Origin of the sequence: Terrisporobacter mayombei, assembly GCF_020748465.1 — a bacterium.
Classification (GTDB): domain Bacteria; phylum Bacillota; class Clostridia; order Peptostreptococcales; family Peptostreptococcaceae; genus Terrisporobacter; species Terrisporobacter mayombei.
The window spans coordinates 568853-593170 of the sequence record NZ_JAHZMP010000002.1 but is presented as its reverse complement, the minus strand read 5'-3'; the positions used below and the strand labels follow the sequence as shown (position 1 = coordinate 593170).

22 protein-coding genes, 1 pseudogene and 1 other annotated feature are annotated in these 24318 nt (G+C 27.8%); of the genes and pseudogenes, 7 read left to right on the top strand and 16 right to left on the bottom strand.

Going from position 1 to position 24318, the window contains the following annotated elements; genetic code table 11:
• Positions 1–102: 102 nt before the first annotated feature.
• From K0039_RS09330 to K0039_RS09285, 10 genes are all read right to left on the bottom strand, one after another.
• Positions 103–1047 (bottom strand): L-lactate dehydrogenase, encoded by a 945-nt coding sequence (locus K0039_RS09330; RefSeq protein WP_228104782.1) that lies wholly within the window; start codon positions 1045–1047, stop codon positions 103–105.
• Positions 1048–1244: 197 nt separating this feature from the next.
• Positions 1245–2111 carry a methionyl aminopeptidase gene (locus K0039_RS09325; protein ID WP_228104781.1) on the bottom strand — a complete coding sequence of 289 codons (867 nt, stop codon included), beginning with the start codon at positions 2109–2111 and terminating at the stop codon, positions 1245–1247.
• Between the two features lie 27 nt (positions 2112–2138).
• Complete coding sequence (locus K0039_RS09320; RefSeq protein ID WP_228104780.1) at positions 2139–3377, bottom strand: peptidase U32 family protein; 1239 nt, start codon at positions 3375–3377, stop codon at positions 2139–2141.
• A 242-nt stretch (positions 3378–3619) separates the two neighbouring features.
• Positions 3620–5050, bottom strand: coding sequence for an MATE family efflux transporter (locus K0039_RS09315; RefSeq protein WP_228104779.1), 1431 nt, complete (start codon positions 5048–5050; stop codon positions 3620–3622).
• A gap of 229 nt (positions 5051–5279) precedes the next feature.
• Entirely contained in the window at positions 5280–6656 is a 1377-nt protein-coding gene (locus K0039_RS09310; RefSeq protein ID WP_228104778.1) for an NCS2 family permease, read from the bottom strand.
• Positions 6657–6921: 265 nt separating this feature from the next.
• Entirely contained in the window at positions 6922–7518 is a 597-nt protein-coding gene (locus tag K0039_RS09305; RefSeq protein ID WP_228104777.1) for a TIGR04100 family radical SAM protein, read from the bottom strand.
• Positions 7519–7542: 24 nt separating this feature from the next.
• Complete coding sequence (locus tag K0039_RS09300) at positions 7543–8076, bottom strand: TIGR04002 family protein (RefSeq protein ID WP_228104776.1); 534 nt, start codon at positions 8074–8076, stop codon at positions 7543–7545.
• Between the two features lie 144 nt (positions 8077–8220).
• Positions 8221–8457, bottom strand: coding sequence for a hypothetical protein (locus K0039_RS09295; RefSeq protein ID WP_228104775.1), 237 nt, complete (start codon positions 8455–8457; stop codon positions 8221–8223).
• Between the two features lie 60 nt (positions 8458–8517).
• Positions 8518–9759: a sensor histidine kinase gene (locus K0039_RS09290; protein ID WP_228104774.1), complete on the bottom strand. Its 1242-nt coding sequence runs from the start codon at positions 9757–9759 to the stop codon at positions 8518–8520.
• Entirely contained in the window at positions 9743–10423 is a 681-nt protein-coding gene (locus K0039_RS09285) for a response regulator transcription factor (RefSeq protein WP_228104773.1), read from the bottom strand. Before K0039_RS09285 ends, K0039_RS09290 begins: the two co-directional genes overlap by 17 nt.
• 432 nt (positions 10424–10855) lie before the next feature.
• Between K0039_RS09285 and K0039_RS09280 the strand changes: the two genes are divergently transcribed.
• The gene (locus K0039_RS09280) at positions 10856–11383 is read left to right on the top strand and encodes a 2'-5' RNA ligase family protein (protein WP_334302532.1); all 528 of its coding nucleotides are present in this window, start codon (positions 10856–10858) and stop codon (positions 11381–11383) included.
• A 187-nt stretch (positions 11384–11570) separates the two neighbouring features.
• Positions 11571–13403, top strand: a complete 1833-nt coding sequence (gene typA / locus K0039_RS09275) for a translational GTPase TypA (RefSeq protein ID WP_228104771.1) — start codon at positions 11571–11573, stop codon at positions 13401–13403.
• Positions 13404–13653: 250 nt separating this feature from the next.
• Here typA and K0039_RS22445 read toward each other — a convergent pair.
• Positions 13654–14076, bottom strand: a pseudogene (locus tag K0039_RS22445) (hypothetical protein); the annotation flags it as partial.
• A gap of 12 nt (positions 14077–14088) precedes the next feature.
• Positions 14089–14466 carry a hypothetical protein gene (locus K0039_RS22440; RefSeq protein ID WP_331476736.1) on the bottom strand — a complete coding sequence of 126 codons (378 nt, stop codon included), beginning with the start codon at positions 14464–14466 and terminating at the stop codon, positions 14089–14091.
• Here K0039_RS22440 and K0039_RS09265 point away from each other — a divergent pair.
• Complete coding sequence (locus K0039_RS09265; RefSeq protein WP_228104770.1) at positions 14394–14885, top strand: substrate-binding domain-containing protein; 492 nt, start codon at positions 14394–14396, stop codon at positions 14883–14885. The two genes, K0039_RS22440 and K0039_RS09265, sit on opposite strands and share 73 nt — an antisense overlap.
• Positions 14886–14919: 34 nt before the next feature.
• Here the strand turns inward: K0039_RS09265 and K0039_RS09260 are convergent, their stop codons facing one another.
• Positions 14920–15117: a YuzB family protein gene (locus K0039_RS09260; RefSeq protein WP_228104769.1), complete on the bottom strand. Its 198-nt coding sequence runs from the start codon at positions 15115–15117 to the stop codon at positions 14920–14922.
• A gap of 559 nt (positions 15118–15676) precedes the next feature.
• Positions 15677–15902, top strand: a binding site (T-box leader).
• 56 nt (positions 15903–15958) lie between these two features.
• Here K0039_RS09260 and thrC point away from each other — a divergent pair.
• The 3 genes from thrC (at position 15959) to K0039_RS09245 (ending at position 19711) form a co-directional block, all read left to right on the top strand.
• A complete protein-coding gene (gene thrC / locus K0039_RS09255; RefSeq protein ID WP_228104768.1) occupies positions 15959–17440 on the top strand; it encodes a threonine synthase in 1482 nt (493 codons plus the stop codon).
• Between the two features lie 8 nt (positions 17441–17448).
• Positions 17449–18345: a homoserine kinase gene (gene thrB / locus K0039_RS09250; RefSeq protein ID WP_228104767.1), complete on the top strand. Its 897-nt coding sequence runs from the start codon at positions 17449–17451 to the stop codon at positions 18343–18345.
• A gap of 430 nt (positions 18346–18775) precedes the next feature.
• Complete coding sequence (locus tag K0039_RS09245) at positions 18776–19711, top strand: magnesium transporter CorA family protein (protein WP_228104766.1); 936 nt, start codon at positions 18776–18778, stop codon at positions 19709–19711.
• Positions 19712–19820: 109 nt separating this feature from the next.
• Here K0039_RS09245 and K0039_RS09240 read toward each other — a convergent pair whose 3' ends face one another.
• A complete protein-coding gene (locus K0039_RS09240; RefSeq protein WP_228104765.1) occupies positions 19821–21674 on the bottom strand; it encodes an SEL1-like repeat protein in 1854 nt (617 codons plus the stop codon).
• Between the two features lie 249 nt (positions 21675–21923).
• Here K0039_RS09240 and K0039_RS09235 point away from each other — a divergent pair, with 249 nt between their 5' ends.
• Positions 21924–22076 (top strand): hypothetical protein, encoded by a 153-nt coding sequence (locus tag K0039_RS09235; protein WP_018591077.1) that lies wholly within the window; start codon positions 21924–21926, stop codon positions 22074–22076.
• Between the two features lie 68 nt (positions 22077–22144).
• On the opposite strand, the gene K0039_RS09230 is transcribed toward K0039_RS09235, so the two are convergent.
• Positions 22145–23011, bottom strand: coding sequence for a TDT family transporter (locus K0039_RS09230; protein WP_265589448.1), 867 nt, complete (start codon positions 23009–23011; stop codon positions 22145–22147).
• A 48-nt stretch (positions 23012–23059) separates the two neighbouring features.
• The gene (locus K0039_RS09225; protein WP_228104763.1) at positions 23060–24220 is read right to left on the bottom strand and encodes a ComEC/Rec2 family competence protein; all 1161 of its coding nucleotides are present in this window, start codon (positions 24218–24220) and stop codon (positions 23060–23062) included.
• Between the last annotated feature and the right edge of the window lie 98 nt (positions 24221–24318).

The following is a 24318-nucleotide window of genomic DNA, read 5'->3' as shown; positions in this document are numbered from 1 at the left end:
TTAACCATGTACTTTGTATGTATTATTTACAAGTTCTATCATATATAACAAAAAAAGTAAAATATGTCTTAATAAAAATTTTAATTGCTTACTTCTTAATTATTATATATCTAATTTTGCTATATTTTCTTTCATTATTTCTATTGAATCATCAAGCTTATCCTTTTCTTCTTTCTCTAAAGGAAGCTCTATCACTTCTCTAACACCAGTTTCATTTACAACACTTGGAACAGCTATAAATACATCATCATGTCCGTATTTGTTGTCTAAGTAAGATGATACTGTTAATATACTATTTTCATTTTCTAGTATAGCTTGTGTAATTCTAGCTAAAGCCATACCTATTCCATAATAAGTTGATTTTTTACAATCTATTATTTTATAAGCTATGTTTCGTACTTCATCTTCTATTAATTCTAAATCTTCAAATTTAACCTTTGCATCTTTTTTAGAAGCTACTTGATATATTGGTTGAACTCCCATTAATGCATAACTCCATGCTACAAATTGAGAATCTCCATGTTCTCCCATTACATAAGCATGTATAGATTTTGGGGTAACTCCCAGTCTTTCACCTAAACCAAATCTAAGCCTTGCTGTATCAAGTGTAGTTCCTGATCCCATTATTTTTGATTTATCATATCCTGACGCTTTCCAAACAACATAAGTCATAATATCTACTGGGTTTGATGCAACTATAATTATTCCATCAAAGCTAGTCTTTTTTATTTCTCCAACTATTGATTTCATTATTTTAGTGTTTTTATGTAATAAATCAAGTCTTGTTTCCCCCGGTACTTGAGTAGCTCCTGCTGTTATACAAATTATGTTGGCATCGCTACAGTCACTATAATAGCCAGAATAAATTTTCATTTTTCTAGGTGCATAACTTAATCCGTGATTTAAATCTAATGCCTCACCAATAGTTCTATTTTTATCTATGTCTATTAAAACCAATTCTTCACATGTTCCCTGGTTTACCATTGAGTAGGCATAACTCATACCTACCATACCAGCTCCAACTATAACTACTTTATTCTTTTTCATATTGTCCCTCCTGAAGTCTGTTATATTTTGTCAAATATATTATATATATTAACTTTTATTGACATCAATATATATTTATTATATATTATTTATATTTACATCTATTTAATTCATTACACAATTAAATTTTCTTCGTTATACTTATAATATTTAATTATTTGAAATATAAAAAAACACCTTTTTAGGTGTTCTTTTTATTAATATGCTAAAATTTCGTATCCATCTTCGGTTACAAGTATCATGTTTTCCCATTGTGCAGAAAGTTTTCCATCTTCTGTATATGAAGTCCATCCATTATCTGCATCTATATATAATTCATGATGACCTTCATTTATCATTGGTTCTATAGTAAATATCATTCCAGGTACCATAAGCATTCCTTCATTTCTAGTTCCATAATGGAATACAAATGGATCTTCATGGAACTCTAATCCTATACCATGACCACCAAACTCTCTAACTACAGAATAACCATTTGCTTTTGCATGTTGTTCTATTGTATATGCAACATTTCCTAGTCTAGTCCAAGGTTTAACAGCTTCTATACCTTTTATCAGACATTCTTTTGTTACCTCTACTAATTTCTTAGCATTTTCAGGAACTTCGCCTATTATATACATTCTAGATGCATCTGAATAGTATCCATTCAATATAGTAGAAACATCAACATTTATTATATCGCCATCTTTTAAAACATATCCATCTGGTATACCATGACATATTTGGTCATTCACTGATGTGCAACAACTTTTAGGGAACCCACTGTATCCAAGTGGTGCTGGTATAGCTCCTTGTGATATTGTGTAGTCATGTACTATTTGGTCAACTTCTTCAGTAGTCATACCTGCTTTAATTTTTTGCCCCACTAAATTCAAAATTTCATTATTTATTTTGGCACTTTCTTTTATTTTTTCTATTTGCTCAGGAGTTTTTATTAAACTTCTATGTGGCACCTCATAACCTTTTGACTTAAATTCTTTTATTTTTTCATCAAAATTCATATGGCACTTTTTATACTTCTCACCACTACCACACCAGCATTTATCATTTCTTCCTATAATCATTTATACTCTCACTTCCTTAATATATATCTATAATATTCTTGCTTTTTCTGTAGGCTTTCTTAATATATAGTTTTTCTCTAACTTTATTCCAACCTTCATTTTAACTATTTGCCTTGCATGAGGAGCAGACTCTATTGGACTTCCTTCTTCATCATACATTTCTTCTATTGTAGTAAACATAGTGTCTTTAAAAGGTCCTATAACTTCAATTTTATCTCCTACATACATTTTATTTCTCTGTTCAACTATATATAATCCTGTTTCTTCCTCATAACCTTTAACTAATCCTATAAAATCATAATTTCTTATGTAAGAAGCTGATTCATAGTTATTAGAATTTTCATCGGGTCTATTTAAGAAAAATCCTGTAGAATAATCTCTATGACTTCCTTTTTTTAGTTCTTCTAGCCAAATAGGATTAAACTTCCAATTTTCTGGATCTTTGTAATACTCATCTATTGCCATTCTATAAGCTCTAACTGTTGTTGCTACATAATAAGCTGTTTTCATTCTTCCTTCTATTTTTAATGAAGTTATTCCACTTTCAAAAATTTGTGGTATATATTTTATCATACATAAATCTTTTGTATTGAAGAAGAATTCTGGATCAATATCTTCTACAACAGGAGTATATTCACCCTTATTTTCTTCCATTAAGGTATATTTCCATCTACAAGATTGAGCACATGAACCTTTATTGGCATCTCTTCCTGTTGTGTAGTTACTTATTGTACATTTTCCTGAATAAGACATACACATTGCACCATGAACAAAGGCTTCTATATCCATATCCTCTGGAATATGTTCTCTTATTTCTTTCGTTTCCTCAAAGGACAACTCTCTTGCCGTTACTATTCTTTGAGCACCTTTATTATACCAAAACTTGGCAGCCACATAGTTTGTTGTACTTGCTTGAGTACTTATATGAATTTCCATGTTAGGTATAGTTTCTCTTACTATTTTGAATACACCAGGATCTGATACTATTACAGCATCTACTCCAATTTCTTCTAATTCTAATAAATAGTCTTTAAGTACTTGTAAGTCTTCACTTCTTGGTATTATATTACAAGTAACAAAAACTTTTTTACCTTTTTCGTGAGCAAAGTTCACACCTTCTATCATATTCTCTTTAGTGAAGTTTTTTGCTGCAGATCTCATTCCAAAAATTTCTCCACCTATATAAACAGCATCTGCTCCATATTCAAACGCTATTTTTAGTTTTTCTAAATCACCAGCGGGGGCTAATAATTCTATTTCTCTCATTTTGTCTCCTTTGTTTTTATATATTTCTAGTAATATATACAATTAATATATTTTAATTATTAAATTAAGATATTATAAATATGTTCTATTTGAACTTTTCCATACTTATTATACCACAATATCTTGCATATAAATTAAAATTACCCTTAGAAATTATTTTTAAGCATATTAACCTAATATATATAACCTTCTTATAATAAAAAAAGAGCAATAATATAAAAATATTACTACTCATTTAAATATTAATTTTCATTTGTACATTCTATAATTCTAACTTTATTATTTTCCTCATTTAAATTTTCTTCACTTTTAACTAATGGCAGTATTTCCTTTTTATATACATATTTAAACCCTATAATACTTAAAAGCACAGATGCTAACTCTGCAATAGGAAAAGCCCACCATACAAGATTTAAATTGTTTGTTTTAGATAGCAAATATGCTACAGGAAGTAATACAACTAACTGTCTGCCTATTGATACAATTAAACTCATTACTCCATTGCCAAGAGCTTGAAACATAGAAGATACAACTATGCAGTATCCTGCAAATAAAAAACTAAGGCTAATTATTCTAAGGGCTGGAATACCAATATTTATCATTTCTTCTGATGCATTAAATAAACTTAATAATTGTTTTGGGAAAATTTGAAATATACATAAACCAATAATCATTATTATTATTGCATAAATAATACTTATTTTTACAGTTTTCATCAACCTATCTTTATGCTTGGCTCCATAATTATATGATACAATTGGAACCATACCGTTATTAATACCAAGTACAGGCATAAATATAAAACTTTGTAATTTAAAGTATACTCCAAATACTGCAGTTGCTGTGGAAGTAAATACAAGTAAAATCTTATTTATACCAAAAGTCATAACTGATCCTATAGATGCCATTACGATTGAAGGTATACCTACAGAATAAATATCTTTTATTGTTTTAAGATTAGGCCTGAAGCCTTTAATCTTAACTTTTATTTCTTTATTTTTTGTACTATTTAGATAAATACCTAAACTCATTCCACTAATTTGACCTATTACTGTGGCAATGGCTGCTCCAGTTATACCCATCTTAGGAAAACCAAATAATCCAAAAATTAGTATAGGATCTAATATTATATTTATTATTGCACCAGCTAACTGAGTCATCATTGAATATACTGTTTTTCCTGTAGATTGCATTAGTTTTTCAAATACTAATTGACCATATAAACCAAAAGAACAAGTGGTACAAATAATTAAATAATCATATCCACCTTCTACAATTTCTTTTATGTCTGTTTGCCACTGAAAAAAAGATTTACTAAATAATATGCCTATAACTAAAAAAGCTAAATAACTTAAGACTGCCAAGAATATTCCATTGTTTGCTGCATTATTTGCTTCTTCAAATTTTTTTTCACCTAAAGATCTAGATAGTAGTGCATTTATACCTACACCTGTTCCTACCCCAACAGCTATCATAAAATTTTGAACTGGAAAAGCTAATGACACGGCTGCTAAAGCATTTTCACTAATTTGAGAAACAAAAATACTATCTACAACATTATATAGTGCTTGAACTAGCATGGATATAATCATTGGAAGTGACATTGTTATAATTAATTTATTTACAGGCATAGTACCCATTTTATTTTCTTGAATTATATTTTCACTTGACATATATCTAATCTCCTCCTTTCATAGTTATAATAGTTGCATAAACAACCATTATTTAATAAATAATGGGTATTTTTAACTATTGTATAGTTATAATACCCATTAATTTAAGTGTATATATAGTGAATTATATTGTCAATATACTCATATATATTACGCTTTTATTATTTAATATCAAAATCTAATAAATAAAAAGAAATTAGTTCTTCAACTAACTTCTTTTTTGTTTATATTATAAGTAAATAAGCTTTAAAACAAACAATACTGCAAGGACTACCATTACTGCCGAAACTTTTTTTCTTTCTTCTTTTGGTGCAATTAAATTATATAGCATATTAATCACTACATATGATAAAACGCCAAGTGTTAAACCATCACCTATCGAATAAGTAAATGCCATAGCGCCTATTGTTATGAACGCTGGAACACCTTCTGTTATATCAGAAAAATCTATATTTTTCACTGTACTAAGCATCAAATATCCAACATATATTAATGCTGGTGAAGTAGCGCATGAAGGTATTGCTATAAATATCGGTGATAAAAACATAGCTACAAGGAATAATACGCCTACTGTTATGGCAGTATATCCTGTTCTACCACCTTCAATTACACCTGTTGAACTTTCAACATAAGTAGTAACTGTTGAAACTCCAAGTCCTGCACCTATAGTAGTTGCAAGTGCATCTGCAAGCAACGCTCTACCTACATGAGGTACATTACCATCTTCATCTATCATATTTGCCTTAGAAGCAACACCAACTATAGTACCTACTGTATCAAAAAAGTCAACAAATAAGAAAGTACAAAGCACTAAAATAAAGTTAGTTAAATTTGCTGGATTTGTAGCATAGCTAAAATCTAATTTACCTGCTATTGGTGCTAAGCTTTCAAACTTGAATACTCCACTAGGTAAATAGATTTTAAGGTCTGCTGCAGCTGTTGGATTAGATAGTGCATAACCCCAAGCAACTAATGAGCAAACAACTATGCCTATTAATATTGAACCTTTAACATTTCTCTTTGATAATACTGCTATTATTATAATTCCAACACAACTTATTAAAACTGCTGGAGTAAAATGTCCCATAGCAATTAATGTTGCATCACTCTTCACAACAAGACCACAGTTGATAAAACCTATAATTGCTATAAATAAACCTATACCTCCAGATACTGCTAATTTCATATTCACTGGAATTGCATTTACTACTGCTTCACGCACTTTACATAATGATAAAATTATAAAAATAATACCTTCTACGAAAACTGCAGCTAAAGCAACTTCCCAAGATACTCCCATACCTAAAACTACTGTGTAAGCAAAATATGCATTAAGACCCATTCCAGATGCTAAGGCAAATGGTAGATTTGCAATAATTCCCATTAAGAAACATCCTATTGCTGCCGCTAAACATGTTCCTGTTACCAATGCTCCTGCAGGCATACCAGCTTCTGATAATATACTTGGGTTAACAGCTATAATATATGCCATAGTTAAAAATGTTGTAACCCCTGCCATTATCTCCTTTTTCATATCTACTCCCTGATTTTCAAGAATAGGAAATAATTTTGTCATAGTATTTGATTCCTGTTTCGCCACTTGCATTAATCAAAACACCTCCGTAATTTAATAATAAATTGATCCCCAAATTTTATACTCTGATATTCATATGAAATAGCAATTATATAAACAGAGATAATCTTTTCCATATAATACCATTTTATAAGTATAATTCTAAAATATAAAAATCATAATGTCAACACAATTACGAATATATTTTATCAAAACCAAATAATAATTCGTAATTTTTTCAAATAAATAATATTTTACAATAAAAAAATAGCTTATTTTTCAATAAGCTATTTTTAATCTAGTTTTTATGTCTTACTCTAAGGACTATATTCATTTTATCCGCCAATTTTCGTGCTTCTTCAATTTCTTCACTACTAATTTCATCAACTACAGAAAAGTTTACTTCTTCAAAATACTCTTTGCAATCTGCAGCAAAATCTAGTAATGCATCAAAGGATTTTTCACCAAATTTAGGTCTTGTAACTTCATTGTATTTAGTTTTATTAGGTGCATTTAAGCTAATAGATACAGAGTCTATATTGTCTTTTAATAACATGGCTGTTTTTTTATTGTGAATCAAATCAGATAGACCATTAGTATTTATTCTTATTTTCAAATCAGAAATACTTCTAATATATTTGGCAATTTCTATAACTTCATTTATTCTTACTAGTGGTTCACCATATCCACAAAATACTATTTCATCATACTTTTCTAAATTAAATTTTTTAAATTCCTCTTTTACTTCTTCTACTGTAGGTTCATGATTTAGCCACAAACTATCACTGTTTCCCACATGATCCGTTTCTTTTCTTATGCAAAAAACACAAGAACATGGACATTGGTTTGTTATATTAACATAAAGACTTTCTTTGTAATCATATAAAATTGTCATTTTTTAATTCCCCCATTTTTATGTTTATTTTATCATTTCTTTTATTTTTAATTTATCAAATACTAAACCTATAACTACAAATACTATAAAGCTTCCTATTGGTTGAACAAGCCCTACCAGTGATAAAACAAAGGCACTAACAAAACTTCCATACATTATTCCTTCTGCTATCATATATAAAACTGTTCCTACTATTCCTGCTATAATTGCTGCACATACATTTCTTGTATTAATAATTTTTTTACTTTTATTTGTAAAAAATAAAACAAGTATTGGTTTTATTATTATTGTTGCTAAGGCCCAATTAGCTGACCCTGTAAGTATATCCGCCATACCAGCACCTATTGTTGCTGAACAAGCTGCATATGGTGTAGGAAGAAGCACTGCTGCCAAATATATAAAAGCATCACCTACATGAACAAATCCACCATTACCTCCTATTGGTATATGAAGAAAATAAGCTATTGTAATACATATAATTCCTGCAAATAAAGCTGCCGATACCAATGTTCTAGTTTTAGATGATACATTTGTTTTTTGTTGTTTTGTATTTTCCATTATCTCTCCTCCAAATTCTATACTCTATCAAGATAATTATAATACACTTTTATATATTTATTATAATTATACATATCATTCCTACATTGTATTAGTACAATTATTTCAAAATAATAAAAAGGAACCTTAAAAGGTTCCTTTTTATTATTTTTTCATTCCATCGTCTATTTTGTCTTTTATGCCGTCAGCTTTATCAGTAACATCAGACATCATTCCAGTCATATCATCCTTAAGTTCCATAGTAGTATGTTTTACTGCATTAGTAATTTTTCCAGCTGCTTGACCTATATTACTAACAGTATTTTTCATTCCATCTCCTACTTTATCTAAACCTTTCTTCAAATCACCTTTCATATTTTCCATATCATTTCTTAGATTCATATTCATGCCTCCTATTTATTTCTTAGATATATTTTCCCTTGATTTATGAAAATTATTTATCTAAAAATAAATAGTAAATAAAACAGAGTTTTTCTTACTTTCCATTTTGTAATAAAGGTTATGACTTTTTAGTATTTTACTTACTATATAAAGACCTAATCCACTGCCGCCTGTTTTTCTATTCCTAGATTTTTCCACTCTATAGAAAGGATTAAATACTTCGCTTAAATATTTCTGTTCAATTGTAACTCCCGTATTTTCTATTTCTAGAACTACTGTTTTACTGGCTTTTGATTTGAATGCTTTCACAATTATTTTTTCGTTTTGAGGAGAATATTTAATAGCGTTATTGATTAAGTTATTTAAAACTTTTATGATTTTTTCTTTATCCGCTTTTATAAATAATTTATCCTCCACTTTATACACAAGGTTTAAGTTCTTATTTTCAATTAAATAACTTTGTCTGTTTACTAATTGACCTAACATTTCACTTAAATTAATGACCTCTATTTTTAAATCTTTTTCTTGTAGTTCATTCTTTGATATTTCCATCATTTCATCTACTAATACTTTTAGTTCTTGAGTAGATTCATAAGATTTTTGCAAGTAGGTTTCTCTGTCTTTATATTTACCTACGTTATATATCATTCCCTCTAATTGACCACTTATTATTGTTATTGGTGTTTTCAATTCGTGAGAAATAGTTGCAATAAACTCTTTTCTTTTTTGTTCTTCTTCTCTTTCTTTATTAATAATTTCAATTAATGGTTTTGTTATTGTCTTAGAGTAAATATATGCTCCAAGTAGAGCTATAAAAAAGGCTGAGATTATTATAAATGGCAAAATATTTCTAAGTACTGTATTTGCCTCATCTATTGGTTGAAGTGGCATTGCAATCTCAAGATGATATAAGTCAGGGCTATCTTTTAATTTTATAGTCGCCCTTATTGTATATTCCTTTATCTGATTAGACATTGGAATGTCTCCAGCATACTTATTAGTAATATGTTGTTCATTTTTGCCAAAAATAATAAATCCTTTATCATCTGTTAATATCATTGCAACATTTTGTTTTTTCCCTAAAAAATAAAGCCTTTGTTGTAACTCTTCCAAGTCATAAAACTTAGAGTCTTCTACAATGGAATTGACACTATTTTTTAATAGTTCAATTTTATATTGGTGATAATATGCTGGCATAAAAAAATATAAAGTTAAATAAACTATAAATGCTAAGAATATAAGAAGCCCTGAAGTAATAGTAAATAACTTATATTTTATATTTAAACTATTCCAAAACTTCAATATCTTTTTCAAGAGTATAACCTATTCCTTTTACAGTTTTAATATATGGCAGGCTTATTTTTTTTCTAAGATTTTTTATATGAGCATCAACTATTCTTGTATCACCATAATAATCGTATCCCCAAATACTATCTAATAAACTCTCTCTTGTTATTACTTGAGGATATTTTTCTATTAACGTTTTTAAAATATTGAATTCTTTTAAAGTCAATTCTATATTATTATCATCTAATTGTACTGAGTAAGTATTCAGATCTAACTTTATTTTTTCAAAGGTTAAAAAATCATTACTTAAATTACTTTTACCACGCCTTAAAACTGCTTTTACCCTCTGAATTAAAACATTAAATGAAAAGGGCTTCGTTATATAATCATCACATTCTAATTCAAATCCCTTGAGTTGATTACTTTCTTCATTCATTGCAGTTAAAAATATTATTGGCACATTAGAACTCTTTCTAATCATTTTACATACAGAATAACCATCTAAATTTGGCATCATTATATCTAATAATACTAAATCATATTCCTTTTTTTTAAATAATTGTATTCCTTCTATACCGTCACTGGCATAATCAACATCATAGCCCTCTGCTTTTAAAAACTCTACTATTAATTCTTGTATATTCACATCATCTTCCATAACCAAAATAGATGTATTCATTTAATCACTCCTATAATTTTATATACCTTAAATACCTATCATTTATATTTTATTGTTAAAAAATATAAATATTTTTACTTTTATATTATAATACATATGTGAATTTATGATGAAATTTTTATTCAATAATACGCTTTATTTTTAACAAAGATTCAATTTTGATTAGTTTGCTCAAATTCATCGCAGCTTTTTCAATTTTTACGTCCATTGAAATCCCCCAAATCAGTGAATATTATTCATATAAATATATTACTTTACTTTAATATATACAAATAACTAATAAGCTATTAATTATTAAATAATTCAAAGTATTCTTAAATCACTTTAATAATGACTTCAAACATAAATTTGTTTCAATTCTACTTTTTATCTTTAAATAACTGTATAATCTTTACAAAATCTTATATTATAATAATAAAAAGTTCTGGAGGTATGAAATTGAGATACGTAATTGTTAGTGTTGTAAAGGGAGAGTGTGGAGATTTTAATAATAATCTAAGAAAAGAAGTTTATGAAATATTCAAGGCAAAATCTTCAAAATTGCCAGCACATTTTACTATTAAGTCTCCTTTTGAAGAAGAAAATATTAAAGAGGTTGAAGATGTCTTAGAAACTTTTGTTAAAAATAATAATAAAGCTAATTATATTTTAAATGGATATGATCACTTTGATGACAGAGTAATTTTTATGAAAGTAAATATGAGTGATGATGGTAAAAGGTTACATGATAAATTAATTGATGAACTAAGTAAAATTAACTATATTAACTTTAACGAAAAGGACGGAAAAAATAAAATTTTTCATGTAACTGTAAGTTCTAAGAAAATCAAAAATATATATACTGATTTATGGAATTATGTAAATCAATTTCCTTTTAAATTTTATTGTGACTTTGATAATATTTGCATATATAAATGGGAAGATAATACTTGGAAACTACATAAAGAATACCTTTTTTAAATATAATACATTTATCGGCTGTACATGTTTTCATAAATGTATAATAATTATTACTTAATTATGATTTTCTTTTTTGAATTAAGTTAATACTAATAAGGATGTAAGAATTTGACTTTAATTTATTTTACTTTTTTACTGTGGTATGATATACTATGTAAGTTATTTTTTAGAAAGGAAAATTAAATAAATGACAACAAAACATAAAATTATCAATATAGCTGTTATTGCCCACGTTGATGCTGGAAAATCAACTTTAGTTGATGCTTTCTTATCTCAAAGTGGTGTATTTAGAGCAAACGAAGTAGTTAAAGACTGTGTTATGGATAGTAATGACCTTGAAGCAGAGAGAGGTATAACAATATATTCTAAAAACTGTTCTATAAACTATAAAGATTATAAAATAAATATAGTAGATACACCAGGACATAGTGACTTCTCTTCTGAAGTTGAGCGTGTTATTAAAACTGTTGATACTGTTGTATTACTAGTTGATGCATCTGAAGGACCAATGCCTCAAACAAGATTCGTATTACAAAAATCTTTAGAATTAGGTTTAAGACCAATACTATTTATAAACAAAATAGATAAGTCAGATCAAAGAGCTGAAGAAGTTGTTGATGAAGTATTCGATTTATTTGTTGACTTAAATGCTACTGATGAACAATGCGAATTCCCTATCATATATGGTATAGCTAAGCAAGGTATAGCTAAGAGAGAAATGGATGATGATTCTACTGACTTATCTCCTTTATTTGAAACTATAGTTGAACATGCTTCAGCTTACCCAAATTACGATGATAAACACCTTCAGTTACAAATTTCTGCACTTGCATACGATAACTTTGTAGGAAGACTTGGAATCGGTAGAGTTTACAAAGGAACTGTAAAAAGTGGAGAGCAAGTTTCAGTTTGTAAAGCAGGAGAAGTTGTAACTAGAGGAAAAATATCTAAACTTTCTGTTTATGAAGGATTAAAGCAAATTGACGTTGACGAAGCTCACTCAGGAGATATCGTAGTAATAGCAGGTATACCTGATATATCTATAGGTGAAACAATTTGTGAAGTTGGTCATCACTTACCAATGGAAATGATACATATAGAAGAACCTACTCTTTCTATGAACTTCTTAGTTAATGATTCTCCATTTGCTGGTAAGAGCGGTAAATTCGTTACTACAAGACACTTAAAAGATAGATTAGACAAAGAATTAGAAGTTAACGTTGGTTTAAAAGTAGAACCAATGGATACAACTGACGGATACAGAGTATCAGGTAGAGGTGAACTTCACTTATCTATACTTCTTGAAAACATGAGACGTGAAGGTTATGAAATAGGTGTTTCTAAACCAGAAGTTTTAATGCACAGAGATGAAAACGGAAAATTAGTAGAACCAATTGAAAAAGTTATAATAAACTGTCCAGAAGTTTACTCTGGTACTGTTATAAACAAAATGAACTTAAGAAAAGGCATGATGGAAGCCATGTCTATAGAAGGAGATTTCGTTAAAATAGAATTCTCTGCTCCAACTCGTGGACTTTTAGGATACAGATCTGAATTTATAAATGATACTCGTGGCGAAGGTAATATGGTTCGTTCATTTGCTAGATATGAAGAGCATAAAGGTGAAATACCATCAAGAGCTAACGGTGTGCTAATATCTCAAACTAACGGTTCTACTATGGCTTACGGATTAGCTGCTTTAAGCGAAAGAGCTACTATGTTCGTAGATCCAGGTGTAGATGTATACGAAGGTATGATAATAGGTATGAACTCTAGAAAAGATGATATGATAGTTAACCCAACTAAAAACAAAAAGTTAACTAACGTTCGTGCTTCTGGTTCTGATGATGCCATAAAATTAAATGCTGCAAGAACATTTACTCTTGAAGAAGCATTAGAGTTTATAGATGATGATGAATTAGTTGAAGTAACTCCAGATTCTATAAGACTTAGAAAGAAATATTTAAACGAACATGAAAGACTTCAATACAATAAGAGAAGAAGATCTTCAGGACAATAATAAGTAAAAAACAGAGATTATATTTAATCTCTGTTTTTTTATCTCACTATTCCAAAAGACTTTCTTATAGTGTTCTCGAAACTTTCAATTTCTTTATCCGTAAGCGGATGTTTAACCATTTGTTATATTACTGCAAACAAAGATGGATTTGTTGTTACACCTCATATAACTCCAGCATCATTTGCTTTTTAATATCTTCCACATTTGCAGTATATATAAAAAATTTAATATTAATCTTCCCCATTTTTAACTAACAAAATGGATTTTCCGTTTTATAACAAACACCTTTAGGTTGGTTATAATCTATTTCTTCTGCACAAACACCTAAATATTTGAATACTTCATATAAAATTTTTCCAAAGTGACCAAAAGCAACTGCACCGTGATGAGGATAATTTTTTTCAATTAGCACATAACGGTAGAATCTGCCCATTTCTGGTATAGCAAATACTCCTATTGATCCAAATAATCTACTTGCTACTGGTAATACTTCACCTTGAGCTATATAGGCACTAAGCATAGCATCTGATGTACTTTCTAAACGGAAAAATGTTATATCTCCAGGAACTATATCCCCTTCTAAAGTGCCTTGAATAACTTCCTCTGGAAGGGAACGGGCCATTATTTTTTGATATTTCATTTCACAAAAAGGTAATTTATTAGATGCAGTATTCCCACAGTGGAATCACATAAATGTATCTTTTAATGTATATTCATATATAGGTTTTATTTCTTCAGTATACATGTCACTTGGTACTGTGTTATTTATATCTAGCAAAGTAACTGTGTCATTACTTACTACTGTGCCTATGAATTCACTAAGAGCACCGTATATATCAACTTCACAAGAAATTGGAATTCCCTTGGCTGTGAAACGACTATTAACATAACAAGGAACAAAGGCAAATTGAGTTTGAAATGCAGGCCAGCACTTTCCTGCTATGGCAACAAATTCACGAGATCTCTTATGCTCTTCAACCCAATTCAGTAATGTACGTTCATATTGCGCTAGCTTTTCTAGTATTTCAGGTTTTTTATTACACTCTCCAAGTTCTTCTTCCATTTCCTTTACAATATCATAAATACGTTCATCATTTACGTGTTAATGATGAACGTGTTATTATAGAAATCGATGAACTTTATGATATGAGTATCCCTATTGTAACTTTTAACTCTGATATTAAAGATTCTAAAAGACTTGCATATGTAGGGAGTAATTATTACAATTCAGGAAAAACAGCCGCTGGCCTTTTAAATATAATAACTTATGGAGATGTTAATTTAGGTATTATAAGTGGTTCTAAAAATGTAATGTGTCATAGTGAACGTATAGCTGGATTTAAAGACTGTATAGAAAATAATGTTACAAGCATTTCTTTCGATAATATTCCTACTACTAATGCTATGATTGATAAGGGTCTAATTAAAGTAAACATATGCCAACAACCTAAATTTCAAGGTTCAAAACCTTTAGATATTTAAAGTGGGATGATAAAAATCATCCCACTTCTCTAGTTTATTTACATTGGTCAAAAAACTCTTCTTCATTTTTTGTCATAACGTAAGCTCCATTAATTCTACCAAAAAAATGTACTTTTTCCTTTCTACAAGCGCCTACACAACCTATTTTTACATTCTCCTCACCAATTATTTTTTTTAATTTATCAACATCAACATTTGAACAAGAAGGGCATACTCTTACTAACTTACTCATTTTTATTCTCCTTATATTATATATTTTATATAACATTAATACCCTTGTGTCTAATTTCAAAACTTTTTAATTTGATTATATATTTTATATTATTTATTATTTAAGTAAAATATATTGTAATCCGTAATACTAAAAAAAGATTGATTAAAAATCAATCTTTTTACATATATTTAAATAGATAAAACTATTTTATTTTTTTTATGCTCAGAGTTATTCTTCTATTAAACTTGACTCTGATAAGTATGATAAAAATGATAATCCAAGCATTATAACTACTAATACTGCTGTAATAAGTACAATTGCCATATTAATTCCTCCTTTTTTAATATTATAATACCCCAATATGAATAATTTATGAATTTAATAGGAATTCTAATTCTTTTTATATTAAAATACTAGTTGATTTCTTTTAAAGATAATAATATAATACCATATTTTCACTTTATAAAGAGTTAAGACTTTGTAACATTCTAGTCTAAATAGTATTATTTTCCATATATTTCATAATTTTTCTTGACATACTTAAATACTTTAGTTAGAATTTATAATAATTTAATATAAATAAGCTGTGATTAGGAAGAGTAAATTTTAATCGATTACCAGAGAGGGAAATTCATCGGCTGAAAGATTTCCTTAATTAGAAATATTGAAAACTACCTAGGAGCTTCATTCTGAAGTTATCTTTTGATTTTAGTAAGAATAGACGATTTACATACGTTATATGTAACAAGTGGATTTTTTAATCAATTTGGGTGGAACCGCGGGAATATACTCTCGTCCCTTTTTTAGGGATGGGAGTTTTTTTATTGCAAAAAACATAATTTTATGAGGAGGTACAAATATGCACTTTATAAGTACAAGGGGATGTAGTGAAAAAATAAAGGGATCAAAAGCTATAGTAAACGGACTTTGCTCAGATGGTGGATTATATGTGCCAACAGAGTTTCCCAACTTAGAAGATAGACTTAATAAATTTATTGGGCTTACCTATAAAGAACTATGCTTAGAAATTTTAAAACTATTTTTAGATGACTTCACTGAAGAAGAATTAAAGTCATGTATTAATAAGGCTTATAATGATAAATTTGACACAAAACTAATTGCACCTACTAAAAAAATTAATAATCATTATTTTTTAGAATTATATCATGGACCTACATGTGCATTTAAAGATATGGCTTTGACACTAATGCCACATCTTCTAGAAAAATCACTAAAAAAAAATAAGATTAAAGAAGAAATAGTTATTTTGACAGCAACATCAGGTGATACAGGTAAGGCTGCTTTGGAAGGCTTCAAAAACTTGGATCAAATTAAAATAATTGTTTTTTTCCCTGAAGATGGTGTAAGTAATATCCAAAAACTTCAAATGAGAACTCAAGAAGGAAATAATACTTATGTGGTTTCAATAAATGGCAATTTTGATGATGCCCAATCTGGAGTAAAAAATATATTTAATGATGAAGAATTTAATAAATTATTATTGAAAAATAATTATATACTATCTTCTGCCAACTCTATAAATATTGGTCGATTATTACCTCAAGTTGTTTATTATTTTTATTCTTACTTAAATTTAGTAAAAGATAAACATATTAAGCTAGGTGATAAGATAAATTTCGTAGTACCTACAGGTAATTTCGGTAATATTTTAGCAGCTTATTACTCTAAGCTTATGGGATTGCCAGTCAATAAATTAATTTGTGCTTCTAATGAAAATAATGTCCTTTATGACTTTTTTGACACTGGTAAATACGATAGAAATAGGGTTCTTCATCTAACAACGTCTCCTTCTATGGATATATTAATATCTAGTAATTTAGAAAGACTTCTATTTGAAGTTACTAAACGAAATTATAATAAAGTGAATTCTCTAATAAACGACTTAAATAATAAAGGCTTTTATGAAATAGATAATAATATGAGATTTAACTTAAATACTTTCCATGGAGAATTTGCTACACAGTATGAGATAAAAGAAAACATTAATAAAGTTTTCAAAGAAAACAATTATTTAATAGATACACATACGTGTGTGGCTTATACTGCCTATGAAAAATACAGAAAAAACAATTTTGAGGATATAGCTACTGTAATAGTTTCTACTGCAAGCCCTTATAAATTTAGCAAGGACGTATTATCTTCTTTAGATAAAAATATTGAAAATCTAGATGAGTTTCATGTTTTAGAAAATCTTAGTTTAGAAACTAATACAAATATTCCATTACCAATAAAAAATTTAAAAACTGCTAAAATTTTACACAATAGAAATTGCGAGAAGTATGAATTAAAGAAAGAAATTGAAAATATTTTAAAGGTGTAGGTGATAATATGTTAGAAGTAATAGTTCCAGCTACTAGTGCAAATATTGGTCCAGGATATGATTGCCTCGGAGTAGCTTTAAGTTTATATAATAAATTTTATTTTGAAGAAATAGACGAAGGTATTATAATCGAGGAAAAAGAGAAAGAATATATTAATCAAGATAATATGGTATACAAATCAATGCAGTATTTTTTTGAAAAAGTTAAACCTAGTATTATACCAAAAGGTATTAAAATAAAAATTGTAGATGAAATACCTATATGCAGAGGTTTAGGAAGTAGCGCAACGTGTATTGTAGCAGGACTTGTGGGGGCCAATTATCTTAGCAAATCAAATTTAAATAAAGAAGAAATATTAAAATTAGCAACAGAAATTGAAGGTCATCCTGATAACGTCGCTCCTGCTATATATGGAAATATGATTGTATCATTTATGGAAAAAGAAAAAATATACTATGATACTATCAAAGTTCCTAAACTCATAAGATTTTGTGCTCTTATACCAGATTTTAAACTTTCAACAGAGAAAGCTAGATCTGTGCTTCCAAAAGTAATAGAACATAATGATGGAGTTTTTAATGTATCAAGAGCAACTCTTTTAGTTACAGCCTTTATGAATAATAATCTAGAGTTACTAAAAGTAGCATGTAAAGATAAGTTTCATCAAGAATATAGAAGTCCTTTAATAAATGACTATGATAAAATTGTTAGTCATTCAAATAAATTAAATTGCTTGGGTACATTTTTAAGTGGTGCAGGACCAACTATAATATCTCTAACTTCTGATGATGATAAAATTTTTTTACCTGAAATGAAATCCTATTTAGAAACTTTAGAAAACAAATGGCAAATTAAAGATTTACATTGTGATTTTGAAGGTGTAGTTATAAATATAATAGAATAGTTCATCTTAATATGTAATTTAAAGGCCTACACATTTTTGTGCATACCTTTATCTATTAAAAGATATAATTTTTTAAGATTATATCTTTTTCTATCTAAGCAAATTTATTTTGTCAAATAATAAATTTTTATAAAAAGGATTTTATATTTTTTTTAAAAGGTTTATAATATAAGATAGTTCTATTATTTTTAATCATAATTTTTTTCAAGTATTGATTTATTTTGAAAAAATTATTACTATATAATAGATGTTTCAATAATAAAGGAGAGTGATGAAAAATGGACAGTATTCCGATACTCTTGTTTCGGACTGTAAGACTTTTTAATCACTTAATAATATCTATTTATGACTAATACCCTTTTTATATATTGGTCTTTTAATAGATATCATTAAGTGCCAATATATAAAACTGAATAAAGGATGTGTTGCCATGATAAGATATTACAAAACAATTGAGACAAAATTAGAAAAACTTAACGACTTTGAAGAAGGTTGTTGGATAAATCTTGTTGAACCAAGTCATGAAGAAATAAGATATATTTCAGATAGATTTGATATAGATATTGATAGTATCAATGCTGCTCTTGATGAAGAGGAACGCTCGAGAATAGATGTGGAGGATAATCATACATTAATTTTAATAGATATTCCCGTAGATGAGTCTGACTCTGACTCTGCTCACTACTCTACTATTCCTCTTGGAATAATACTAACTAGCAATTCTATAATTACAGTGTGTACTGCTCAGAGTAAGATTTTAAATGACTTTATTGCGGGTCATATAAAAGAATTTTATACTTATATGAAGCCTCGTTTTATACTTCAAATTTTGCGCAAAAATGCTACTTATTATCTATTATATCTTAGAAGAATTAATAGAATGACAATAGCAATAGAGCGTGAAATACACAAGTCTATGAAAAATAAAGAACTTGTTCAATTATTAGAACTGGAAAAATCCTTAGTATACTTTTCTACATCATTAAAAGCAATTGAACTAGTTTTAAACAAGATGCTTCGTACCTCTACCATAAAAAAGTATTCTGAAGATGAGGATTTATTGGAAGATGTTATTATAGAAAATAGACAGGCCCTTGAAATGGCATCTATTTATGGTGATATTCTTAGTAGAATCATGGATGCTTTTAGTGCTATCGTTAATAATAATCAAAATAATGTAATGCAACTACTAACTGTTGTAACTCTAATTTTATCAATACCTACAATGATTTCAGGGTATTTTGGTATGAATGTAGAGGATCTTCCATTTTCAGATGATCCAAATGGATTTTGGATAATACTATTTATCTCAGCAATTATTTGTTTAATATTATCAATACTATTATCTAAAAACAAACTACTGTAAACATACTTTTGGTATTAATTTCTTAACTTAAATATATAACAGTGTATAATAATTTATTTGTAATATAAAAAGGTGCTTATATGAATTTTCATTTAAGCACCTTTTATTTTTAATATTCTATTTTCATTTCGTACTCAATATCTTCAAATTCATTTTCTAGGTTTTCACTTACTTCTAAAATATACTGAGGTATATATTCTTCTTCCTCTTCCTCCAATACCTCTTCAAAGGCTGCAACTAGTCTTTTATTTTTATCTACATCTAGCTCTAAAAGTTCATTATAGATTTTTTCACTATTTCCATATTCACCTTCACTTAACTCTTTAAAAATACTTTTACTTTTTTCATAATATAAATAAGCTAACATATATTCACAATTTTTGTCTTCTTTTTTTAAACCTTCCATAAAGTATTTTTCACTTTCCTCTATTTCCCCCAGCTTAAGAGAAAGCTGACCTAAATTGTAAATTGATTCAACACATTCTTGTTCTTTAGACTTTTCATACCAATATTTTGCGTTTGTATAATCATTGTAATGATTTTCATAGATCAAACCTAGCATGTGTTGAGAATATGTATTGTTTTCATTTGCACTTATGTCAAACATATTCTTAGCTTCTTCGTAACTTCCTTCATTATAATATATTCTTCCTAAATGTATACGACTATTTAAATGATTATTTTCAACAGCAAAAATAAAATATTTTTTAGCTTCTTCATAATCTTCTAACTCCTCATATATTAATCCTAAAGAATAAGCAGAATAAATATCATTATTTTCAAATGCTTTTTTATACCATACTATAGCTTCATCAACATTATCAATTCTTCTGAAAATATCCCCCAGTTTTATTTGACAAGATATAAGAGTAGAATTTCGTTGATAATAAGAAATAGCTTTTTCTACATCTCCAATTTGATCATACAAATCACCAATATTCTCTATAGCTATTTTACATCCATCTACTATTGCTTCATCATAGTTTACTATAGCTTTATCGTAATTTTTCTCCTCAAAATACAGTCCAGCCAAGTTATTTTTAGCCTCTACCATATCATTAGAAGCTAAATCATAATACATTTTAGCTCTTTCTATTTCATTTTCTCTATTACATAAATTAGCTAATCTAAATTTACATAAAGGATTATCATGCTCAATACCTTTTTCGTAATATTCAATTGCATCATCTCTTTTGTCTTGTCTATCATATAAATATCCTAATCTATATTGCGATTTAGCAAATTCATTTTTACAGCTTTTTAGATAATATCTTTCTGATTCACTTTCATCCTTATTCATTTCCATTATTAAACCCATATTATAACATCCCTTTGCATGAGCTGAACGATATAATTGCTTATACATAGAAATAGCATTCTTTTCATTATCGTTTTTTCTATGCAAAACAGCTAAATTATATTTACAGTCATCAGAAAGTAACACAGATCCTTTTTTAAAGTATTCTATAGCTTCTTCTTCTTTTTCTAAACGAAGATACAAAATACCTAGATTGAAGCATGCACTACCCAAATTATCATCTACTGCGATTTTTAACCATTTTTCACTTCTTGAATAATCACCAAGTTTATAATGCACTACCCCAAGATTATTTTGTGCATTTACATTTCCTTCCATTGCAACTTTTTCATACCAATATAATGCATATTCATATCCTTCTAAATCATAATACATATTACCTAAATCATAAGCAGCATTCTCATGGCCATTTTTAAATGCCATAGAAAACCATCTTTCTGCTTCATGGTATTGCTTTTTGTTTAAAAATATTTTACCTAATGAATATTGTGATTTTACATTTCCTTCTTCTGCTGAGACTTTATATGATTCAATTGCTTCATCTACTTTTCCCATCTTTTCTAAAATAACAGCCTTTTTATGTGCTAATCCAGATTCTTTAGGTAAATCTTTAATTTTTCCAAAAGAAAATTTTGAACTCATCATCTTTCTTACTCCTATTTATTTTAATATAATAATTCCAATAATAGATATTATATTACATTGTGTATGCTTCATGAATAATTTTTTAAAATTGTAATAAAGATGTAATTTTATGTTTGCATTATCCATCTATTATATTATTTTTATAATTAGTTTTATTATGCAAAAAATGAAAAACTTGATTAATTAGTAAAAAAAATATATTATATATACATTGACAATATAATATTCTATATTACAGGAGGAATAAATATGGATTTAAATTTATTATTAAAAATTTGTCTTTTAGTAGTTGTCATAGGAATTGGCTTTAAACTATTAAAAGTTTTCACATCTATGATTTTTAAAGTAGCATTATTTGTTTTGGTATGTTTATTGGTGTTTAAATTTTTCAACCTATTTTAACTATAAAAAATCTCTTAAGACTTATTTTTATAAATTAAGTCTTAAGAGGTTTATTTAAATATTTATTATTATATTTCATTAACTTCATTATTATAAATAGCTTTGCCTAGTATTTTTTCTTCATCTTCAATAAATTTTCCTACTTTAGGATTTATAGCTTTAATAAACATATTAATAAAATTTAATAAAATGAAGAAAACCACATATGTTGCAATAAATATTTCCACATTACCTAATACACCAAATACATGTCCTGTTGATATAAAGAAAGTAGATAATTTATACGCTGCTAAAGTTGCAATCGCTAAAGGGAAAGTAAATACTACATAGGATGGCTTAAATCCATCTTTAAATAGTTTGATAATATATCCATAAACAACACCTAGAAGTATTAGTCCTGTTACTATTAACCATATTAACATATACATATTTGGGTGTGATTCTATTGCTAATATCCCAACTATGCCTAATGGTGCTGGTGAACAAACAATACCTACAGTAGGAAGTTTTTTATCGTCTAATATTTCACTTTTAAGTACAATATATAAAACTACTGGTAATAATATTGTATAAAATGTAAATCCAAACATTGACATAAAATGAGCTATAGAAGGTATTATTCCACCCATGCCAACGCTGGCAACACTTCCTGTTATCATACCTGTATATATAATAAAACATGTAGGCATTACATTGCTAAAGTCTCTTTCTTTAATTCTTATTATTGTATAGTAAATTGCTATAGAATAATGATAGATTGCTGCCCCTAACCATAAAGCTGAACAAAGTCTTGGTGCATGAGGATAGAAATAAGCAGATACTAACCAAGTTACCATGCCAAATGTAGGATAAAATGTTCCCATAACTGGATTCCTAAGTTCCTTTAACATTGTTTTAGGGAATTTAATAAACCTAATTAACATCAAAGACAACATTATTACTTTATCATATTATTTTTCTAAAATATTGTGTAACGTATATTATTAACGACCATAATTATAACTTCCTTTTTCACAATTAATTACTAAGCCGTTTCCCGTTGATTTAAATAAAATATTACCGCATTCATCACTTCTATGAACTTCTATGTTTTCTTTTTTTAAAGTTTGCATAGTTTCTTTGTTAGGGTGGCCATATCTATTATTTTTTCCAACAGTTAGTACTGCATATTCAGGATTGATCTTCTTTATAAAATTCCTGTCAGAACTAGTATTAGAACCATGATGGCCTATTTTAATTAAATCAACTTCTTTTACATCTATAATCCTCTCAATATCCGTACCAGCATCCCCCATAAGTAATATTTTGTCATTTCCATTTACGTATTCTAAAACAATTGAATTATCATTAGGATTACTTAAATTTGCTGCTGATAATACCTTGAACTTTGATGTTCCTAAATAAAACTCTGCACCCAATAAAGGTACACTAGGATATGAATTCTTACTAGACATTGCATTAATAAAGTCTGAATAAGTCTTTGTATTAGCATCACCATTACTCACATAAACAGTTTCTACAGGTATTGAATTAATCACCGCATCTAAGCCTCCTATATGATCAGCATCTGGGTGTGTAGCTATAATATATTTTAGTTCTTTTACTCCTATATCTTTTAAATAATTGACAACAGCCTCTTCATCATCATTGTCTCCTCCATCAATAAGAGCTGCTTCTCCCCCTTGTCTAATAATTATGGCGTCTGAATTTCCCGTATTTATAAAATGTAGTTGTGCTTCATAAACATTAGATATTACATCTTCGTCTTTTTCTTCACTTGATTTTTTTTCTTTTATATTTGCACTTAAAGAAATTTTATTAATTGTTTCTGATAATAACTGTGAGTCAGCTATTGCTTCATTTAAGTTAGGTGTTGAGGTTATGAAAACACACAAAGTTATTAAATAACATATTAAAGTGCGTAGAAATATTTCTTTTTTCTTTTTGTTTTTTATTTTTTTAATAAAAGCTTTAAAATTACAAACTAATGATGGTGTCATCAAAAGAAGTAAATAAAGCGATATATCACTTATATCTTTGGATGTCCCTAAAAGAAAAAGCAATGTAGTTAAAAAATAATATATACTAGCTTTCTTTTTCTTCTTAGAATTATTGCTCCTAAATCCTGCAATGTACTTTTTCATATTATTTCTCCCCTTAAATTTTATACTTAAATATCATTATAACTGAAAACTTTAAGTATTTATGTAAATTTTTGTAAATTTAATATCATAATATGTAT

Bases quoted from the DNA above. Each gene is read 5' to 3' on its own strand.
- K0039_RS09230 (WP_265589448.1), bottom strand. From the start codon at position 23,011: ATGTTGTCTTTGATGTTAATTAGGTTTATTAAATTCCCTAAAACAATG.
- K0039_RS09285 (WP_228104773.1), bottom strand. From the start codon at position 10,423: ATGAATACATCTATTTTGGTTATGGAAGATGATGTGAATATACAAGAA.
- K0039_RS09260 (WP_228104769.1), bottom strand. From the start codon at position 15,117: ATGAGTAAGTTAGTAAGAGTATGCCCTTCTTGTTCAAATGTTGATGTT.
- K0039_RS09240 (WP_228104765.1), bottom strand. From the start codon at position 21,674: ATGATGAGTTCAAAATTTTCTTTTGGAAAAATTAAAGATTTACCTAAA.
- K0039_RS09310 (WP_228104778.1), bottom strand. From the start codon at position 6,656: ATGCAAGTGGCGAAACAGGAATCAAATACTATGACAAAATTATTTCCT.
- K0039_RS09225 (WP_228104763.1), bottom strand. From the start codon at position 24,220: ATGAAAAAGTACATTGCAGGATTTAGGAGCAATAATTCTAAGAAGAAA.
- K0039_RS09315 (WP_228104779.1), bottom strand. From the start codon at position 5,050: ATGTCAAGTGAAAATATAATTCAAGAAAATAAAATGGGTACTATGCCT.
- thrC (WP_228104768.1), top strand. From the start codon at position 15,959: ATGCACTTTATAAGTACAAGGGGATGTAGTGAAAAAATAAAGGGATCA.
- typA (WP_228104771.1), top strand. From the start codon at position 11,571: ATGACAACAAAACATAAAATTATCAATATAGCTGTTATTGCCCACGTT.
- K0039_RS09265 (WP_228104770.1), top strand. From the start codon at position 14,394: ATGTACGTTCATATTGCGCTAGCTTTTCTAGTATTTCAGGTTTTTTAT.
- K0039_RS09305 (WP_228104777.1), bottom strand. From the start codon at position 7,518: ATGACAATTTTATATGATTACAAAGAAAGTCTTTATGTTAATATAACA.
- K0039_RS09295 (WP_228104775.1), bottom strand. From the start codon at position 8,457: ATGAATCTAAGAAATGATATGGAAAATATGAAAGGTGATTTGAAGAAA.
- K0039_RS09280 (WP_334302532.1), top strand. From the start codon at position 10,856: ATGAAATTGAGATACGTAATTGTTAGTGTTGTAAAGGGAGAGTGTGGA.
- K0039_RS09300 (WP_228104776.1), bottom strand. From the start codon at position 8,076: ATGGAAAATACAAAACAACAAAAAACAAATGTATCATCTAAAACTAGA.
- K0039_RS09235 (WP_018591077.1), top strand. From the start codon at position 21,924: ATGGATTTAAATTTATTATTAAAAATTTGTCTTTTAGTAGTTGTCATA.
- K0039_RS09330 (WP_228104782.1), bottom strand. From the start codon at position 1,047: ATGAAAAAGAATAAAGTAGTTATAGTTGGAGCTGGTATGGTAGGTATG.
- K0039_RS22440 (WP_331476736.1), bottom strand. From the start codon at position 14,466: ATGGAAGAAGAACTTGGAGAGTGTAATAAAAAACCTGAAATACTAGAA.
- K0039_RS09325 (WP_228104781.1), bottom strand. From the start codon at position 2,111: ATGATTATAGGAAGAAATGATAAATGCTGGTGTGGTAGTGGTGAGAAG.
- K0039_RS09245 (WP_228104766.1), top strand. From the start codon at position 18,776: ATGATAAGATATTACAAAACAATTGAGACAAAATTAGAAAAACTTAAC.
- K0039_RS09320 (WP_228104780.1), bottom strand. From the start codon at position 3,377: ATGAGAGAAATAGAATTATTAGCCCCCGCTGGTGATTTAGAAAAACTA.
- thrB (WP_228104767.1), top strand. From the start codon at position 17,449: ATGTTAGAAGTAATAGTTCCAGCTACTAGTGCAAATATTGGTCCAGGA.